Source organism: Sulfitobacter sediminis, assembly GCF_040811725.1.
Taxonomy (GTDB): domain Bacteria; phylum Pseudomonadota; class Alphaproteobacteria; order Rhodobacterales; family Rhodobacteraceae; genus Sulfitobacter; species Sulfitobacter sediminis.
This window is the reverse complement of record NZ_JBFNXX010000160.1, coordinates 1-268: the sequence shown is the minus strand read 5'-3', so window position 1 is coordinate 268 and position 268 is coordinate 1. Positions and strand designations below refer to the sequence as shown.

Here is a 268-nt window from a genome sequence, read left to right as displayed (position 1 = left end):
CAAACAATGGCAGAGCCAGATGGTCGTGCCCGACAAGGTGGAGAAAGGGAACCGCTCGCACGCCATCACCTCCACCAACGGGGCCTTCAAGCCGTCCGTGAAGCGGGGCACCTACCGCATGTCCAAGCTGGCGCAGATCGGACTTTGTCGAAACCTCGCGGCCGAGGTCCAGCCCAAACGCAACCGCTTTAACGCGATCACCCCCGGTCTAGTGACAACCGAATTAGCTCGAGAGATGTGGGACAATCAGGAAGTCGAGAAGCGCAAC

1 protein-coding gene is annotated in these 268 nt (G+C 59.7%); it reads left to right on the top strand.

All coding sequences use genetic code 11. The features are described from left to right. The coding region (locus AB2B41_RS23525; protein WP_367880252.1) for an SDR family oxidoreductase at positions 1-268 on the top strand (268 nt) is incomplete at both ends.